Origin of the sequence: Arthrobacter sp. NPDC093128 (assembly GCF_040683875.1) — a bacterium.
Classification (GTDB): domain Bacteria; phylum Actinomycetota; class Actinomycetes; order Actinomycetales; family Micrococcaceae; genus Arthrobacter.
Window position 1 is genome coordinate 18,901 of record NZ_JBFBEY010000031.1, and the last position, 14,284, is coordinate 33,184.

The 14,284-nt window shown below is 67.1% G+C and carries 14 protein-coding genes; 7 read left to right on the top strand and 7 right to left on the bottom strand.

The genetic code is table 11. The features are described from left to right. Positions 1–214: 214 nt before the first annotated feature. The 6 genes from AB0N24_RS24480 to AB0N24_RS24505 all read left to right on the top strand — a co-directional run bounded on the left by AB0N24_RS24480 (position 215) and on the right by AB0N24_RS24505 (position 6,906). Positions 215–1,372 (top strand): ABC transporter substrate-binding protein, encoded by a 1,158-nt coding sequence (locus AB0N24_RS24480; protein WP_364130278.1) that lies wholly within the window; start codon positions 215–217, stop codon positions 1,370–1,372. A gap of 56 nt (positions 1,373–1,428) precedes the next feature. Further along, positions 1,429–2,154, top strand: a complete 726-nt coding sequence (locus tag AB0N24_RS24485; protein WP_043483399.1) for an ABC transporter ATP-binding protein — start codon at positions 1,429–1,431, stop codon at positions 2,152–2,154. Next, positions 2,144–3,109 carry an ABC transporter permease gene (locus tag AB0N24_RS24490; RefSeq protein WP_364130280.1) on the top strand — a complete coding sequence of 322 codons (966 nt, stop codon included), beginning with the start codon at positions 2,144–2,146 and terminating at the stop codon, positions 3,107–3,109. The genes AB0N24_RS24485 and AB0N24_RS24490 overlap by 11 nt, the downstream gene beginning before the upstream one ends. A gap of 276 nt (positions 3,110–3,385) precedes the next feature. Beyond that, complete coding sequence (locus AB0N24_RS24495) at positions 3,386–3,847, top strand: SRPBCC family protein (RefSeq protein ID WP_364130283.1); 462 nt, start codon at positions 3,386–3,388, stop codon at positions 3,845–3,847. A 207-nt stretch (positions 3,848–4,054) separates the two neighbouring features. Next, a complete protein-coding gene (cobA, locus tag AB0N24_RS24500; protein WP_364130286.1) occupies positions 4,055–5,326 on the top strand; it encodes a uroporphyrinogen-III C-methyltransferase in 1,272 nt (423 codons plus the stop codon). Between the two features lie 116 nt (positions 5,327–5,442). Beyond that, positions 5,443–6,906 (top strand): FAD-dependent oxidoreductase, encoded by a 1,464-nt coding sequence (locus tag AB0N24_RS24505; RefSeq protein ID WP_364130288.1) that lies wholly within the window; start codon positions 5,443–5,445, stop codon positions 6,904–6,906. A gap of 119 nt (positions 6,907–7,025) precedes the next feature. On the opposite strand, the gene AB0N24_RS24510 is transcribed toward AB0N24_RS24505, so the two are convergent. From AB0N24_RS24510 to AB0N24_RS24520, 3 genes are all read right to left on the bottom strand, one after another. Continuing rightward, on the bottom strand, positions 7,026–7,466 hold the full coding sequence (locus tag AB0N24_RS24510) for an SRPBCC family protein (protein WP_364130291.1): 441 nt from the start codon (positions 7,464–7,466) through the stop codon (positions 7,026–7,028). A 64-nt stretch (positions 7,467–7,530) separates the two neighbouring features. After that, complete coding sequence (locus tag AB0N24_RS24515) at positions 7,531–8,358, bottom strand: DUF1206 domain-containing protein (protein WP_364130294.1); 828 nt, start codon at positions 8,356–8,358, stop codon at positions 7,531–7,533. A 29-nt stretch (positions 8,359–8,387) separates the two neighbouring features. Then, positions 8,388–8,678 carry a hypothetical protein gene (locus AB0N24_RS24520; protein ID WP_364130297.1) on the bottom strand — a complete coding sequence of 97 codons (291 nt, stop codon included), beginning with the start codon at positions 8,676–8,678 and terminating at the stop codon, positions 8,388–8,390. A gap of 93 nt (positions 8,679–8,771) precedes the next feature. Here AB0N24_RS24520 and AB0N24_RS24525 point away from each other — a divergent pair, with 93 nt between their 5' ends. Continuing rightward, positions 8,772–9,317 carry a hypothetical protein gene (locus AB0N24_RS24525; RefSeq protein ID WP_364130299.1) on the top strand — a complete coding sequence of 182 codons (546 nt, stop codon included), beginning with the start codon at positions 8,772–8,774 and terminating at the stop codon, positions 9,315–9,317. Between the two features lie 153 nt (positions 9,318–9,470). On the opposite strand, the gene AB0N24_RS24530 is transcribed toward AB0N24_RS24525, so the two are convergent. The 4 genes from AB0N24_RS24530 to AB0N24_RS24545 all read right to left on the bottom strand — a co-directional run bounded on the left by AB0N24_RS24530 (position 9,471) and on the right by AB0N24_RS24545 (position 14,213). Further along, on the bottom strand, positions 9,471–10,640 hold the full coding sequence (locus AB0N24_RS24530) for an AI-2E family transporter (protein WP_364130301.1): 1,170 nt from the start codon (positions 10,638–10,640) through the stop codon (positions 9,471–9,473). Between the two features lie 151 nt (positions 10,641–10,791). After that, on the bottom strand, positions 10,792–11,472 hold the full coding sequence (locus AB0N24_RS24535; protein WP_364130304.1) for a FadR/GntR family transcriptional regulator: 681 nt from the start codon (positions 11,470–11,472) through the stop codon (positions 10,792–10,794). After that, positions 11,469–12,695 (bottom strand): MFS transporter, encoded by a 1,227-nt coding sequence (locus tag AB0N24_RS24540; RefSeq protein WP_364130306.1) that lies wholly within the window; start codon positions 12,693–12,695, stop codon positions 11,469–11,471. Before AB0N24_RS24540 ends, AB0N24_RS24535 begins: the two co-directional genes overlap by 4 nt. Positions 12,696–12,770: 75 nt before the next feature. Continuing rightward, positions 12,771–14,213, bottom strand: a complete 1,443-nt coding sequence (locus AB0N24_RS24545; RefSeq protein WP_364130309.1) for a PucR family transcriptional regulator ligand-binding domain-containing protein — start codon at positions 14,211–14,213, stop codon at positions 12,771–12,773. Between the last annotated feature and the right edge of the window lie 71 nt (positions 14,214–14,284).

The window sequence follows — 14,284 nt, forward strand, 5'->3', positions numbered from 1 at the left end:
TCCTTCCTCTCCTGGGCGCCGGTGGCTCGGGTGGTGCCGGTGGTGCCGATGCAGCAAGAGTGGCAGTCTCCGGGCCGGGCAGCAATGCCCGGGCCCCTTTTCCGGCGGGAATGGCCTTGCCGTGTGTTGCGCGAATATGACGCTGCATGAACGCGCGTGACCCCCGGTTTCCAAGTCATTGAACCTCGTTTATGACACTCCCTATGGTGAAACAATGACAAGTCCCCAGCCCGGAATGACCCGCATCGTGGCAGGAGAGAGCAACAAACCGAAGCGCAAGCGCGCCGTCGAGGTTCTGGTTGCCCTCGGCCTTGTGCTGCTCATTGCCGCCGGTGCCGTGGTGGCGTCAACACTTTCCCGTAACACCGAAGCCCAGGCCGCCGCTCCCACCCCCGCGGCCGAGCTGAAACTTGGCTTCTTTGGCAACGTCACCCATGCCCCTGCCCTGGTGGGGGTCAAGGAGGGCTTCATCGCGAAGAGCCTGGGCGGGACGAAGCTGAGCACGCAGGTGTTCAACGCCGGCCCGGCCGCGATCGAGGCGCTGAACGCCGGCGCGATCGATGCCGCCTACATCGGCCCGAACCCTGCGATCAATTCGTTCGTCAAGAGCCAGGGCGAGTCCGTCAGCATCATTGCCGGGGCCGCGGCAGGCGGGGCGCAGCTGGTGGTCAAGCCGGAGATTGGCTCCGCGGCGGAGTTGAAGGGCAAGACCCTGTCCACGCCGCAGCTGGGCGGAACGCAGGATGTGGCGCTGCGGGCCTGGCTGGCCGGGCAGGGCTACAAGACCAACACCGACGGCAGCGGTGATGTGGCGATCAACCCGACCGAGAACGCTCAGACGCTGAAGCTGTTCCAGGACGGCAAGCTCGACGGCGCGTGGCTGCCCGAGCCTTGGGCCTCCCGCCTGGTGCTGCAGGCCGGCGCCAAGGTCCTGGTCGATGAGAAGGACCTGTGGGACGGCTCGCTGACCGGCAAGCCCGGCGAGTTCCCCACCACCATCCTGATCGTGAACAAGAAGTTCGCCGCCGAGCACCCGGACACCGTCAAAGCCCTCCTGAAGGGCCATGCCCAATCCGTAGCCTGGCTCAATGACACACCGGCTGCGGAAAAGGCGAGTGTGCTGAACGCAGCGCTGAAGGAATACGGGAGCGCCGAGCTCCAGCAGGACGTCATTGACCGGTCCCTGCAGAACATCGTCTTCACGGTGGATCCGCTGGCCGGAGCCTATAAGAAGCTGCTGCAGGACGGTGTGGACGCCGGCACCACCAAGCAGGCGGACATCAACGGCATCTTCGACCTCACGGCCCTGAACAGCGTCACCGCCGAAACCGGCGGAGACAAGGTCAGCGCCGCCGGCCTCGGCAAGGACTGACCAAGCGCACCACCCCCAAGCATCACCTCCAGCCCCATCAACGTAAGGACAGGACCATGCCAGTCGTACTGGAAAACCTGGGCAAACGCTTCGGCGACGGCGCCCCGGTGCTGGACGACGTCAACGCCAGCATCGCGCAAGGCGAGTTCGTCGCCCTCCTCGGCGCCTCCGGCTGCGGCAAGTCAACCCTGCTGAACATCATGGCGGGACTGGAGCTGCCGACGTCGGGCGCCCTTGAGGTCCCCAGCGACGGCGCGGCCTTTATGTTCCAGGACGCCGCCCTCTTCCCGTGGCTGACGGCCCGGGAGAACATCGAACTCGCCCTGAAGCTGCGCGGCGTGGGCAAGGCGGAGCGGCGCACCAAGGCCAACGAACTCCTGGACCTGGTGCACCTGGGCGGTGCCGGCGACAAGCGCCCGCATGAGCTCTCCGGCGGCATGCGCCAGCGCGTGTCCCTGGCCCGTTCCTTGGCCCAGGACCGTCAGCTGCTGCTCATGGACGAGCCGTTTGCCGCCCTTGACGCCATCACCCGCGACCTCCTCCATGACGAACTGGAGCGGATCTGGAAAGAAACCGGCCGCACCATCGTTTTTGTGACGCACAACGTCCGCGAAGCCGTCCGGCTGGGCCAGCGCGTGCTGCTGCTGTCCTCACGCCCCGGCCGCGTGGTCCAGGAATGGAACGTCACCGAGGAACACCGAACCGACGCCGGACTTGCCGGACAGCTGACCGGGGTCATCACCGCCCGGCTGCGAGAGGAGATCCGCCGCCATGCCAAATAATCCAACGCCCCTGGCCGAAGCGCCCGTTACCGGGGAATTGTCCGGCGCGGAGCCCGAAACCCGCAAAGTCCACGCTGCCCTGACCCGGTCCTCCACCGGCAACGAGGACCTGCGCGAGCTCGAATCCGGCCTTGACTCACTGCAGTCCGACGCTGCCCGCGCGGCGCGCATCGACTGGAGCCGCATCCTGCTCCCGGTGGCGGCGCTCGTGGTCCTGGTCCTGGCGTGGCAGTTCTACGTTTCGCTGGGCCTCAAGCGCCGGGACCTGGTGCCCGGTCCGCTGGACGTGCTGGGCCAGTTCGGCACCCTCTGGGCCGAAGGGTCCCTGCAGGAAGCTGTCTGGACCTCGCTGCAGCGCGGCCTCATCGGCTTCCTGATCAGCGTGGCCATCGCGACTCCGATCGGACTCCTGCTGGCACAGGTGGCCCCGCTGCGCCGCGCCTTCGGTCCGCTCATCTCCGGACTGCAGGTCCTGCCCTCCGTGGCCTGGGTGCCGGCGGCTATCCTCTGGTTCGGTATCACGGACGCCACGGTCTACTTCGTGGTGTTCATGGGCGCCATTCCATCCATCATCAACGGCCTGATCTCCGGTGTGGACCAGATCCCGCCGCACTACCGCAGCGTCGGCAAGGTCCTGGGCGCGAACCGGCTCCAGATGGCCCTTCAAATTGTCCTTCCTGCCGCACTGCCGGGCTACCTGAGCGGGCTGAAGCAGGGGTGGGCGTTCTCCTGGCGGTCACTCATGGCTGCGGAAATCATCGCGGTGGGCGGCACCATCGGCTTCGGCCTCGGCTCCATGCTGAACCAGGGCCGCGACCTTGCCGACATGACCATCGTGATGTCAGCCATCCTGCTGATCCTGGCTGTGGGCATCCTGATCGAACTGCTGGTGTTCGCGCCGATTGAAAAGCGGCTCCTGCGCCGCCGCGGCCTCCTCGCGGGCAGCACCCGCTAGGACCCGCCGGCTGCCTGCCCAGCCACAGCAAGACCCAACAGCAGAGCCCGACGGCGAGTCCCGCCGTGGGGCTCTGCTGTTCTTGTTGTCCTCGGCCAAACTGGGGCAATTCGGCACGGACACGCCGTCGATTAGGTCGGCTGCGGGCCGAACCAGCTTCAAAGTGCCCCGCGTAGGACGCGACGGCGCACCGGACCCCCGTAGGACGCGACGGCGCCGGACCCCCGTAGGACGCGACGGCGCCGGGGCGGCGGGGGAGTCTGGCAGACTGGCGCCATGACCGTCAGCTTTGTGTGCCGTACCGAATCCGCCCTGTCCCGGGAGCAGCTGTTCGACCTCGCGCGCAGCATCGACGCTCACCTGGACTCCCAGGCTGTCGCCGGGGAGCGCGCGGTGGCGGGCGTGACGTCGGGCCTGATCGGCGCCGGGCAGGAAGTGACATGGCGGGCGCGGCACTTCGGGCTGCCCATACGGATGACGAGCCGCATCACGTCGTTGGAGTTTCCCGGGCGCTTCGTGGACGAGCAGGTCCGCGGGCCGTTCCAAGCCTTCCGCCACGTCCATGAGTTTGAAGCGACAGACCACGGATGCCTCATGACGGACCGCGTGGAATTCACGGCGCCGTTCGGAGCGCTGGGCCGGATCGCCGAGAGGCTGGTGCTGCGCCGGTACCTGGAACGGCTGATCGCGGAGCGCGGACTGTACCTCGCGGGCCTTGTTCCGCCGCCGGCGGGCTAGGGCGGGCTCGGCCGAACAGGGGCACTTTGACACGGACACGCCGGCCATTAGCAGGACTCGGGGCCTCATCGGCTTCAATGTGCCCGACGACGGCCGGCGCCCGGCGGCCCAAACCGGCGCCGCGGCAATGTGACGCAGCGTTACCTTACGTGAACTGGTGTTTCCGCGTCGTTGTTCCGGTATGTGACGCGGCCCTATCGTCGATTCATGGCAATTCAGGATATTTACCCCACGGCACTTCGCCTGCTGGGCCGCCCCGTGCTGGTGGTGGGTGGCGGGCCGGTGGCCACGCGCCGCGCCAAGGGGCTGCTCGACGCCGGTGCCCGGGTAACCGTGGTTGCCCCCGCCGCCTCCGCGGGACTTGAGGAACTGGCCGACGCCGGGCTCCTCACCTGGGAGCAGCGCCACTACCGCACTTCCGACGTCGACGGCGTCTGGTTCGTCCAGACCGCCACCGGCGATCCCGCCGTGGACTCGCGCGTTTCGGCCGACGCCGAGGCGCAGCGCCTCTGGTGCGTCAACGCCTCCGACCATGAAGCCTCCGCCGCCTGGACCCCCGCCGTCGCCGTGGTGGACGATGTCCAGATCGCCGTGAACGCCGGGGGAGACCCGCGCCGCGCCATGGCCCTGCGCGACGCCGTCGCCACCGCACTGGAAACCGGTGACCTTCCGCTGCGCCGCCAGCGGGCCCACCGGGGAAGCGTGGCCCTCGTGGGCGGCGGCCCCGGCGACACCGGGCTCATCACCGTCCGCGGCCGCCGGCTCCTGGGCCAAGCTGACGTCGTCGTGGCAGACCGCCTCGGCCCGCGCGAACTCCTGAACGAACTCGCCCCGGACGTCCGCGTCATCGAGGTGGGCAAGACTCCCGGCCACCATCCTGTACCGCAGGCCGACATCAACCGCATCCTGGTCGACGAAGCCCTGGCCGGCCACCGCGTGGTCCGGCTCAAGGGCGGGGACCCGTACGTCCTGGGCCGCGGCGGCGAGGAAGCCGAATACTGCCGGCAGCACGGCGTCGAGGTTGAAGTGGTCTCCGGCGTGACGTCAGCGATCTCCGTTCCCGCAGCGGCCGGCATCCCCGTGACGCACCGCGGCCTGGCCAAGGGCTTCAGCGTGGTCACCGGCCACGAGGAACTTTCCGAGGTCCCCGCCCGGGCCGACCACACCATTGTGCTGCTCATGGGAGTGGGCCAGCTGCGCGAATCCGCAGCCGCCCTGGCCGGCGTCGGTTTGCCTCAGGACACTCCAGTTGGCATCGTTGAGAATGGCTATCTGCCCAACCAGCGCGTGACCATTGGCACTCTCGGTTCCATCGCTGACCAGGCCGAGGCCACCGGCGTCGCGAATCCCGCGGTGATCGTGATCGGCGACGTTGTCCGCGTCAGCCCGTTCGCGCCGTCGCACTTCAAGACTGCCGACTACAGCACCACCACCCCGAACCGCCCCCGCATTTCGAACACCCGCGTCCTCACACCGTAGCCAAGTTAGCCCCCGTAGCCCCTTCCCAACTAAGTAGCACTAAGTGTCGTTTTGAGCCGTCATAACGACATCTGCTGCTACCTAGTTGGGCCGTGACAGAAAAAAGGAACACAGCCGTGTCAACTAGCACCACCGTAGGTTCTGCCGCCCGCCCGCTCCGGGTCGCCGTCGTGGGTTCCGGCCCCGCCGGCGTGTACGCCGCCGACATCCTCACCAAGAGTGAAGCCGTCAAGAGCGGCGAGCTGACCGTGAGCATCGACCTCTTTGACCGCTACCCGGCGCCTTACGGCCTGATCCGCTACGGCGTTGCCCCGGACCACCCGCGCATCAAGGGCATCGTCAACGCCCTGCACAAGGTCCTGGACCGCGGCGACATCAGGTTCTTCGGCAACGTGGACTACGGCACGGACCTCTCCATCGAGGACCTCCGCAACCACTACGACGCCGTCATCTTCGCCACCGGCGCCATCAAGGACGCGGATCTGAACATCCCGGGCATCGAACTCGACGGCTCCTACGGCGGCGCCGACTTCGTGTCCTGGTACGACGGCCACCCCGACGTGTCCCGCGAATGGCCGCTGGACGCCAAGGAAATCGCCGTCATCGGCAACGGCAACGTGGCCCTGGACGTGGCGCGCATGCTCTCCAAGCACGCCGACGATCTCCTGGTCTCCGAAATCCCGGACAACGTCTACGCCGGCCTGAAGTCCTCGCCCGTCACGGACGTGCACGTCTTCGGCCGCCGCGGCCCGGCCCAGGTGAAGTTCACCCCGCTGGAACTGCGCGAGCTGGCCCACTCCAAGGACGTGGACATCATCCTGTACCCGGAGGACTTCGAGTTCGACGAGGAATCCGACCGCCAGGTCCAGAGCAACAACCAGACCAAGACCATGGTGGGCACGCTCACCAACTGGATCGCCGAGCAGCCCGAGGACGTCTCCGAACTCAAGGCCTCCCGCCGCCTGCACCTGCACTTCCTGCACAGCCCGGTTGAAATTTACGACGACGCCGAGACCCCCGGCCGCGTTGCCGGCATGAAGTTTGAGCGCACCGAGCTGGACGGCACGGGCAACGCCCGAGGCACCGGCGAGTTCGTGGACTACCCGGTCCAGGCTGTGTACCGCGCCATCGGCTACTTCGGTTCCGCCCTCCCGGAGGTCGAGTTCGACCACAAGAAGGGTGTTGTACCGAACGACGGCGGCCGCGTGCTGGACGCTGCCGGCACCCACGTTCCGGGTATCTACGCCACCGGCTGGATCAAGCGCGGCCCGGTGGGCCTCATCGGCCACACCAAGGGTGACGCGCTGGAAACCGTGACGTACCTGCTCGAAGACCGCGAAAACCTTCCGGTTGCCGCCGTTCCCGAGGCGGACGCCGTCGTCGAACTCCTTGATGCCCGCGGCGTGAAGTTCACGAGCTGGGAAGGCTGGCTGGCACTGGACGCGCACGAGCGCAGCCTCGGCGAAAAGGCCACCGAGACCGGTTCGCACGGCGTTGAGGTTGCCCGCGAGCGGGTCAAGGTTGTGCCGCGCGAGGACATGGTGTCCATCTCCCGTGACGGAGTGGCCGCGCAGGTCTAATCCTGCCGTTCCCTAGTGCAGACGTTGAATAGTCCGCGAACGGGCAGTTAACGACCGCAAACCCTTGGTTTTGACGGTCCTTAACTGCCCGTTCGCGCTTTAACCCAGCAGCCCAGAACCTAGTTGCCGGCGCCACCCGAGGCCATCAGTTCCAGCCGGTTCAGCGTTTCTGTATTCCGGACCGAGATGAGCGGGTCCCGGATGAACCTGGGAACCAGCAGGCCCGGGCCTTTGACGGCGTCCTCGGCGATGGACACCGTGCACCCGGTTTCCACCGGCTCCAGGGTGATCACCACCTTGGCTTCTCCCAGGGGCCAGCCCCGGGCGATCAGCTCGATGGACTTCCCCGGAACCGACGCCGTCACTGTGGTTTTGTCATTGATCAGCAGCGGCCATGCGCCGACCGAGTGGTGCAGCACGGCGCCGGCAGCGGGCCACAGTGCATCCACATCCCTGATCCTGGACGCACCTACGACCCATCCGGAGTAGAGCCAGCCGTCGGCGATCACGTTCCAGACGTCGGCCGGCTGAGTCAGGAAGGTCTTGGAAACGGTAGCCATCTCGGTGCTCGCTTTCTTCGTGGGTTGGTGCGTGCGTTCCGAAGCCTGCATATAGCGGGGCAGCCTACATCCGGCCGAATCTGGCCCTTATCAGGGCGAATACCCCGTAGCTGATGAGGCCTGCCGCGATCGCCATCAGCAGGTACGGCCCCGCCGGGTGATCCCGCAGCGCCTTCAGGCTGCCGTCGAGCCCGGTGGATTGGCCGGGCTCGTTCCGGACGGCGGCCACCACAAACAGCAGTCCCACCAAGGTCAGGGCAACACCCTTGGCTGCATGGCCGACGACGCCCAGCCCGCTGATGACCCGGCCGCGCCGCGTTCCTTCGAAGTGGTGCAGCTCTTCCTTGAACTGTTTCCGGACGCCTTTGACGATGAAATAGATTCCGACGCCGATGACCGTCAGTCCCAGCGCGACCAGCGCCGGAACTCCTAACGGACTACGGACCAGGGCGGTGCTGAAGTCCTTGGTGGAATTCCCGGAGTCGCCGCGCAGGCCAACGGCAAACCCTGCGAAGCTGAGCCCCACACTGCCGTAGGCCACAGCAAGGAATCCGGAGGAGACGAGTTTGCCGAGCCGTTCGCCCGCAGGGAGGTGGCGTGCCCGGAGCGTGGCTTCGCTGAGCTGCCACAGGGATAATCCGGCGCAGCCGACCAGACAGGCCCACATGACGGCGGGCCCCCACGGGTTGGCCGCGAGCTGTTCGATGGCCCCGGTGGGCTCGGCCTGCCCCGGCTTGCCCAGGGCCAGGGCGATGGCGATGGCCCCGATCACAATGTGGAGCAGGGCCATCACGGCAAAACCGGAACGCGCGACGACGTCGAGCGCCTTGGTGTTCGACGCCGCCTCGGCCGCATCGGCGGCTTCGCCGACGGCGGTATCTTCGTCCGTCATCGCGTTGGGCTCCTCTCTCACGCGTGCGGTCAGCCGTTCATCGGGCCCTCGGCGTGGATTTTCTCGGCGCCCGGGCCGACGAGTTTCACGGTGCAGCGGACGATGAGCTGGTCCGGTGTGGTGGTCAGGTCCGCCAAGGTGTCGTGGGGGTTAATGACCGTGTACGTTTCAGTCCCGGCTTCGACGTCGAACCCCCGGGACGCGGCGTCCTTCGTGGCGTTCGCCAGGGCATCGCTGCGCAGTAGGCCGAGATACGCAGTGTCTTCGGACCGTGCGACGTCACCAAATGCCCAGCCGAAAAGAGTTCCAGTTCCGTTCATATCGCTGATTTTACGCATTCTTCAGACTACCAAGATATTGATAAGTGTGCTTACTATAGCCGGACATGCCGCACTACGTTAGGAAAGATCACCATGGCAGGAAATCTTGTTGCACGGGCCGTCCACGACCTAACCGCGGGGGCCTGGTTCGGCGGCTCCCTTATGGGCGCCATCGGCCTTAACGGAGCCGCGTCCGCTGCGAAGGATCCGGCGGAGCGCACCTTGCTCTCCAGCCTGGGGTGGAAGAGGTGGGCGCCTGTCCAGGCAGGTGCCTTTGCCGCGCATCTCTTGTCCGGCCTGGCCATCACTTGGGAGAACAAGGGCCGGACGGCGGCCCAGGAGGGCGTGGCGGGGCTCAATGTCTACAAGACGGCGGTCACCCTCACCGGCGCCGCAGTCACGCTGTATGCGGGAATCCTGGGCAGCAAGGTGGAGAAGCTCGCGGGTGAGGGTGCCGAAGGTGCCACGGAGCCCAGGCCCGGTGCGTCGGAAGAGCTCAAAGCGGCCCAGAAGCAACTGAAAGTCCTGCAGTGGGCCATCCCGGTGTTTGCGGGGTGGGTCATCGTCCTCGGTTCCAAGCACGGCGAAATGCAGCGGCCGAAGAACGTGATCCAGGGCCTCCTGCACCGTTCCAGCTAGGCAGCCCTCAGCCTTAAACCCCAATCCGCCCGGACAGAAGCGGCCCGGACCCCGCCGGGTCCGGGCCGCTTCTGTCATGTGCCCCCTTCGGATGGGACCACCGTGGTTGGTTGGTCTCGGTGGCCGCGCCTGTGCCCTTATGGCGCGCTGCCCCTACCGCGACGCGCTGTCCGCCGGGGCAAGCTCCGCGTCCGTAGGTTCAGGGTCCTTGTCTTCCAGTTCCTGACCGGATGGGTTCTTGGCTTCCAATTCCTTGGGATCCGTGGTCCAGACCTGGATGATCGCCCACGCCACTGCGGCCAAGGGGACGGATAGCACGGCGCCGATGATGCCGGCCAGGATGGTCCCTGCGGTCAGGGCCAGCAGGATAACCAGGGCGTGCAACTGGAGGGACTTGCCCATCACCACGGGCTGCAGCAGGTTGCCTTCCAGCTGGTTGACGGCGATCACCACGATGATCACGATCAGCGCAACCACGGGTCCGCTGGCCACCAGGGCCACGAGCGCGGCCAGGATGCCGGCCACCGTGGCGCCAACGATCGGAACGAAGGCGCCGATGAAGACGATAATGGCCAGCGGTATGGCCAGTGGAACCTGCATGATCAGCAGTGCCGAACCGATGGCCACGGTGTCCACCAGGGCAACAATGGCGGTGCCGCGCACGTAGTCACCCAGGACCTGGATGGTCCGGGTGCCGGACCGGCGCAGCTTCGCCTCGCGTGCGCCGGTGAACGGCCGCAGGAAGAAACTCCAGATGGCCGTGCCGTCCTTGAGGAAGAAGAACAGGATCACCACCATGAGGCTGGCGCCGGCCAGGAACTCCGTGATGACGGACAACCCGGTGAGCGCTCCGGAGCGGACCTGACTGCTGGCGGCGAATTCCACGATGGCTGCCCGGGCCTGTTCTATCTGATCCCGGTCCACGGGGACGGGGCCGTTGAGGAGGAAGGACTGCAGCTCATCCAGCCCCGAGGACGCCTGGCTGGCCAGCTCGCTCCACTGGCTGCGGATGGAGACCACAATGACGGCGGTGACGCTGGCGAGTACCGCGAGCAGGGCCACAAAGGCCAGTCCCGTCGCCGCTGCGCCGGGCAGGCCGCGCCGCTTCAGCACGTTGACGAAGGGTGCGATCGCCGCCGCCAGGATCAGGGCGATCAGCACCGGGATGACCAGGAGCCGGATCTGGAGCAGGGCGAATACTGACACCACAACAACGGTCAGGATCAGCAGGACCTGGGCGGAGCGGACGCCCACCCGGCCCAGGCTGTCCGCCCAGGGGTCCGGACGCTTGCCTTCCGCGGTGACTTCGACTGATCTGGCCAAGGGGTACTCCAATTTCGTCAGCAGGCAGAAAGGGCGGGTCGGCTGCGGCCAAGGCCGGATGAAGAGCTCCCCCAAAGGGACAAGCCTACTGATTTAGCGCCGTGCCCGCTGAAGGCTTAGCGCCGTGCCCGCTGAAGGGCGGCCGGACCGGCTACACTCCGAGCCACTCCGCGCAGGAGTTCAGGTTCCGGTTGACGCTGTCCACGGCGGCGCTTTCATCGTGTGCCTCGATGGCCTCAACAAGCTTGCCGTGCCCTTCGTCGGGGAGCCCGTTGAAGCCGCTGCGGCGCTGCTGCCGGAGCAGGTCTGCATGGAACACGGCGCCAAAGCTGACGTAGAGCTCATGCAGCAGCGGGTTCCCGGTCGCGTGCGCCACCAGCACGTGGAAGTCCCAGTCGGCCTGTGCCCAGGCGGCGTAGTCCCCGGAGTTCCAGGCATCGCGGCGCTGGGCCAGCAGGGCCTTCATGGCGGTGATGTGGTCCGCCTTTGCATTGCGGGCGGCAAGCCGGGCGGCCTGTGTGTCCAGGCCCACCCGGACTTCGAGGATGTGCTCCTGGGTGTGGTCCTGGTACATGCGCTGCGCCGCGCCGGAAATCTCGCTCGTGGCGCGGACGTAGGTGCCGTCGCCGCGGCGGACCTCCAGCATGCCGCCATGGGCCAGCGCCTTGATGGCCTCGCGCAGGGTGCCCCGGGACACGCCCAGCGTGGCCATCAGTTCGGGCTCGGCCGGGATTTTCTGCTGCAGCGGCCATTCGCCGGAGTGGATCATCCGGCGGAGCTTGTCGGTGATTTCGTCGGCCAGTGCAGGCCGGTTCGAAGCGGTGAGGGTCATGGCCGGGTCCTTGTCAGCAGATGGGCAACCACGATCTGGGCCAGCGCGATGGCCAGCAGCAGGACCAGCGGTACCGTCCAGCCGCCCGTGGCGCTGTGAAGCAGGCCCATGCCGAACGGACCCGCCGTGGCCAGCAGGTACCCCACCGACTGTGCCAGCGTGGACATGGCGGTGGTTTCCGCCGTCGTGCGTCCGCTGCGGCTGATCATCACCATCACCAGCGGGAAAATTCCCAGGCCGAAACCCAGCAGCACGGCCGGGACGGCGGCCAGCGTCGCAGGCAGCAGCATCAGGGCTATGACGCCCAGGACCATGGTGACACTGGCCAGGTAGAAGGCCGGCCGCAGCATTCGAGGCCGCGATCCGATGGCGATCAGCACCATGCCCGCGGGAACGGACACCAGCTGCATCAGCCCGAACATCAGGCCGCTGTCCGTCGCGGTGAGCCCCAGGGTGGTCAGCATGTACGGGAACCAGCTCAGCACGGCGTAGGCGAGGAGTGCCTGGAGGGTGAAAATGGCGGTGAGCAGCGCGCCCTTGCGGGTCCGCAGGAGCGGCCAGGGGGAAATGTGGCTGCCCCGGCCGGGTGTGGCGTTCCGGTGCGCATGAAGGGCGACCGGCAGGAAACCCAGGAAGGCGGCCACGGAGAGCAGGCCGATGGAGCCAAGCCCCGCCGACGCAGATCCCAGCGCCTGGGCCACCGGGACGACCATCACGGCCGTGACCGTGGCGCCGGTGGTCATGGTGACGGTATAGAGCGCCGTCATGAGGGAAGTGCGGTCCGCGTAGTGCTCACGGATGAAGGACGGCATGGCCACGTTGCAGACGGCCAGTCCGGACATCCCCGCCACGGTTCCGGCCAACAGCATGCCGGTGGACGGGATGCCGCGCACCAGGAGGCCGGCGGCCATCATTCCCAGGGCCAGCAGGATGGCTTTCTCCACGCCCACCCGGCGTGTCAGCCAGGACGTGGCCGCGCCGGCAACCGCAAAACACAGCGTGGGGATGGAGGGGATCACGGCGGCAATGAAGGGCCCGTAGCCCAGGACTTCCTGGAGGTCGTGGAGGAGGGCGGAAGCCCCGGTGATACCGGCGCGGAGGTTGAGGCCGATGAGGACGACGGCAATGATTCCGAGGACGACGACGGCGCGCGGCCGGCTCACCCCGACCCGTGCGTTGGGTGGGGTGTCAGTTCCAGGAGGTGCCGCCGTCGTACTTGCCATACTTAAACATTAGACGTTAGACGTTTGATGTTTGTAAAGATGTGGCAAACATCTCCGGAAGCTTCAAACGGGGGACTACCCCTGCTGCCGCTGGCTCAGCCGCTGCACGGCAAGGGCCAGCCAGAGCTGCACGCGGTCCTGGGTCTGGGCGGGATCGTAGCCGGTCAGCTCGGTGATCTGCGCGAGCCGGTACCGGACGGTATTGCGGTGTAGGGTCAGTGCCTCGGCGACGGCGGCCACGGAGCCGTTGTTGTTCAGGTAGCTTTCCAGCGTGGTCATCAGCTCGGCCCCGTGCAGGGCGTCGAAATTCCGCAGCGGGTTGAGGGACTCATTCGCCATGTCCGCGAGCGGCACGTCCTCGCTGGCCAGGAGCAGCGACGTCAGGCTGAGCCGCTCGGGTTCGTTGACGGGCAGGCCGTGGCTTGCCGCGTCCCGGGCCTCGAAGTAGCTCCACCGCAGCCCGTTGGGCTTGGTGTAGGCGCCGCCGATGCCGATCGTGGCGTGGATCCCGGCCTCGGCCAGGTGGTCGCTGAGGCTTTTGGCCAGCACGCTGGCGCCGCTGCCGTCGTCCTGGAACACGATGATCAGGTCCTTCCCGACGACGGCGGTCACCCCGTGCTCCAGCGGCCGCGGCACCGAGGAACTCACCAACTGCTTGGGGTGCGCCGCGGACTCGGCCAGGAGGACCACGTTCTTCCGGGTGCTGTTGACACCGATGCCCGCGAGCCGCCGGGACGCCTCGCTGGCCTCCAGGGTCCCGTGGATCACGTCCTCCAGCACCTGGCCGGACAGTGCCCGCTGGGCCTGCCGCTGCTTGACCATGTTGTTCAGCTCGACACTGATCAGGTTCTGCGCGTACCCCACGATGCCGGAATCCTCGAAAGGCTGCCGGATCCAGAGGGTGCACGCGTCGCGCCGTCCGGTGGGGATGGGGTAGGACGCCCAGGTGTCCGCCGTGGGTGGCGGGTTGCCGGGCACGCTGTTGTACAGCTGCGCCGTGAACTGGGTCAGGACAATGTCCGTGCGGAGCATCGAGCCGAGGTTCTTGAGCAGCTCGGACAGGCCGCCGCCGGTCAGCAGGGCGCGGGCCAGGATCTGGTGGCCCGCAATGAGCCGTTCCAGCTTGGAGTAGTGGTCCGCGGACTGGGCGTCGGCCACCAGCTTGGTGATCGCAATGAAGGGCGTCTCGTACGGGACCTCCACCACGGGAAGGCCCCAGCGGTTCGCCTCGGCAATCAGTGCCGGCGGAACGGCGTCGTGCGTCAGGCCGATCCCGAACCCGATCCCCACCGCGCCTGCCCGCTGCACCTGCCGCACAAAGCGGCGCTGCTCCGGGGCGGACTTCAGCCGCATTCCCGTGGTGAGCACCAGCTCGCCGCCGTTGAGGAAACGCTGCGGATCCTCCTGCTCGGTGACGGCAACCCACTGGATGTCCTGGTGCCACGTGGTCTCCGCAAGGCCGGATTTGATGAGCTTGAGCGACTGTACGCCCAGCAGGGCGGCGAGGGAGATGGCCATGAATTCAGGATAACCGCGCGCTGGTCAACCGCACTAAAGGGTTCCGGGGATGGTGTGCAGGTGGCTATTCC

What these genes read in the sequence shown, in the direction of transcription:
- AB0N24_RS24545 (WP_364130309.1), bottom strand. Translation starts at nt 14,213, where the DNA reads ATGGCCATCTCCCTCGCCGCCCTGCTGGGCGTACAGTCGCTCAAGCTC.
- AB0N24_RS24540 (WP_364130306.1), bottom strand. Translation starts at nt 12,695, where the DNA reads ATGGCAAGTACGACGGCGGCACCTCCTGGAACTGACACCCCACCCAAC.
- cobA (WP_364130286.1), top strand. Translation starts at nt 4,055, where the DNA reads ATGGCAATTCAGGATATTTACCCCACGGCACTTCGCCTGCTGGGCCGC.
- AB0N24_RS24535 (WP_364130304.1), bottom strand. Translation starts at nt 11,472, where the DNA reads ATGACCCTCACCGCTTCGAACCGGCCTGCACTGGCCGACGAAATCACC.
- AB0N24_RS24490 (WP_364130280.1), top strand. Translation starts at nt 2,144, where the DNA reads ATGCCAAATAATCCAACGCCCCTGGCCGAAGCGCCCGTTACCGGGGAA.
- AB0N24_RS24480 (WP_364130278.1), top strand. Translation starts at nt 215, where the DNA reads ATGACAAGTCCCCAGCCCGGAATGACCCGCATCGTGGCAGGAGAGAGC.
- AB0N24_RS24515 (WP_364130294.1), bottom strand. Translation starts at nt 8,358, where the DNA reads ATGACGGACGAAGATACCGCCGTCGGCGAAGCCGCCGATGCGGCCGAG.
- AB0N24_RS24485 (WP_043483399.1), top strand. Translation starts at nt 1,429, where the DNA reads ATGCCAGTCGTACTGGAAAACCTGGGCAAACGCTTCGGCGACGGCGCC.
- AB0N24_RS24525 (WP_364130299.1), top strand. Translation starts at nt 8,772, where the DNA reads ATGGCAGGAAATCTTGTTGCACGGGCCGTCCACGACCTAACCGCGGGG.
- AB0N24_RS24520 (WP_364130297.1), bottom strand. Translation starts at nt 8,678, where the DNA reads ATGAACGGAACTGGAACTCTTTTCGGCTGGGCATTTGGTGACGTCGCA.
- AB0N24_RS24510 (WP_364130291.1), bottom strand. Translation starts at nt 7,466, where the DNA reads ATGGCTACCGTTTCCAAGACCTTCCTGACTCAGCCGGCCGACGTCTGG.
- AB0N24_RS24495 (WP_364130283.1), top strand. Translation starts at nt 3,386, where the DNA reads ATGACCGTCAGCTTTGTGTGCCGTACCGAATCCGCCCTGTCCCGGGAG.